This window comes from Actinosynnema sp. (assembly GCF_052038725.1).
This window is the reverse complement of the sequence record NZ_JBQGCX010000766.1, coordinates 1-1,791: the sequence shown is the minus strand read 5'-3', so window position 1 is coordinate 1,791 and position 1,791 is coordinate 1. Positions and strand designations below refer to the sequence as shown.

General features: G+C 75.4%; 2 protein-coding genes. Both read left to right on the top strand.

Annotated elements, in window-relative coordinates; translation table 11 throughout:
* Nucleotides 1-96 precede the first annotated feature (96 nt).
* Nucleotides 97-1,083, top strand: a complete 987-nt coding sequence (locus tag ACTUAL_RS15840) for an MCE family protein (protein WP_440900800.1) — start codon at nt 97-99, stop codon at nt 1,081-1,083.
* Between the two features lie 5 nt (nt 1,084-1,088).
* On the top strand, nt 1,089-1,791 hold a 703-nt coding region (locus ACTUAL_RS15835), incomplete at its 3' end, for an MCE family protein (protein WP_440900799.1).

The window sequence follows — 1,791 nt, the reverse complement described above, 5'->3', positions numbered from 1 at the left end:
GATCGACGCCTACGACCCGGAGAGCGGGCGGCTGACCGTGCGGGCCAACCTCACCGAGTTCGTGTCCGACCTGCTCAGCGTGCCGGGAGGTCCGAGGTGAGGCCGTCGCGGTGGACCGCCCTCGTGGCGGTGCTGGTGCTGCTCGCCGGGTGCTCGGGGATGCCCAGCGCCTACGACCTGCCGCTGCCCGGCGGGGCGGACGTGGGGGACCGGCCGTACCGGGTGACCGTCGAGTTCGACGACGCGCTCGACCTGGTGCCGCAGGCCGCGGTGAAGGTCGCCGACGTGCCGGTGGGGCGGGTGGAGGAGATCGGGCTGTCCGAGGACGGGTCGGTCGCGCTGGTGCGGCTGCTGGTGAACGGTGACGTGCGGCTGCCCGCCGACGCCAGGGGGCTGCTGCGGCAGTCCTCGCTGCTGGGGGAGAAGTACGTGGAGCTCGCGGCAGGCGACGGCGGGGCGGGTGGCGGGGGAGCGGGCGCGCTGGTGGACGGCGCGGTCGTACCGGTGGCGCGCACCAACCGCAACCCCGAGGTGGAGGAGGTGCTCGGCGCGCTGTCCATGCTGCTCAACGGCGGCGGCATCGGGCAGGTCCAGGACATCTCCCGCGAGCTGGGCGCCGCCTTCGACGGCAACACCGAGCAGGCCCGCTCGCTGCTGTCCACCGCGGACGAGTTCGTGCGGCGGCTGGACGAGCGGCGCGCGGACATCACGCGGGCCGTGGACGGGCTGGCCCGGTTGTCCGGGGTGCTCGAGGCGCAGGAGCCCGGCATCGCCGAGGTCCTGGACGGCCTGGAACCCGGCCTGCGGGTGCTGGAGGAGCAGCGCGGGCAGCTCGTCGGGCTGCTCGGCGCGCTCGACCGGCTCTCCGGCGTCGCCGTCGACACCGTGGAGAACTCGCGCGAGGACCTCGTCGCCGACCTCGAGGCGCTCGAACCGGTGCTGCGCGAGCTCGCCGAGGCGGGCCAGGACCTGCCCCGGTCGCTGGAGCTGCTGCTCACGTTCCCCTTCACCGACGCGGTGCTCGACGGCGTCAAGGGCGACTACCTCAACACCTACCTGGAGCTGAAGGGCGGTCCGAGGTGAGGGGCGTGCGGGTCAGGATCGCGCTGTTCGCGGTGATCGCCCTGGTGGGCACCGGGTTCACCGGCGCCCGCTACGCCGGGCTCGTTCCGGGCGACGAGTACCCCGTGCACGTGCGGCTGGCCAGGACCGGCGGGCTGTTCGCGGGCGGCGAGGTCCCCCACCGGGGGGTGCGGGTCGGGCGGGTCGACCGGGTGCGGCTGGTCGACGGGGTCGTGCAGGCCGACCTGCTGATCGACGGCGGCGTCGCCATCCCGCGCGCGGCGCGGGCGGTGGTGGCCAACCGGTCCGCCGTCGGCGAGCAGTACCTGGACTTCAAGCCCGGCGGCGGGTCCGAGAGCGGGGACCTCACCGAGGGCGAGGTCGTGCCGATCGGGCGGACCGCGCTGCCGCCACCGGTGGAGGGCGTGCTCACCGAGCTGGACGACCTGGCCAGGTCCGTGCCGCAGGAGGCGCTGCGCACCGTCGTGGACGAGCTGGACCTCGCGCTCCGCGACACCGGACCGGACCTCGGGCTGCTGCTCGACAGCGTCCGCGACCTCACCGCCACGGCGGGCGAGCACCTGCCGCGCACGAGCGCGCTGCTGCGCGACGCCGGGACCGTGCTGGACACCCAGCTCGACCAGGCCGCCGCCATCACCTCGTTCGCCGGGTCCGCCGCCCAGGTCGCCGCCGCGCTGGAGCGCGGTGACGCCGACCAGCGGCGGGTGG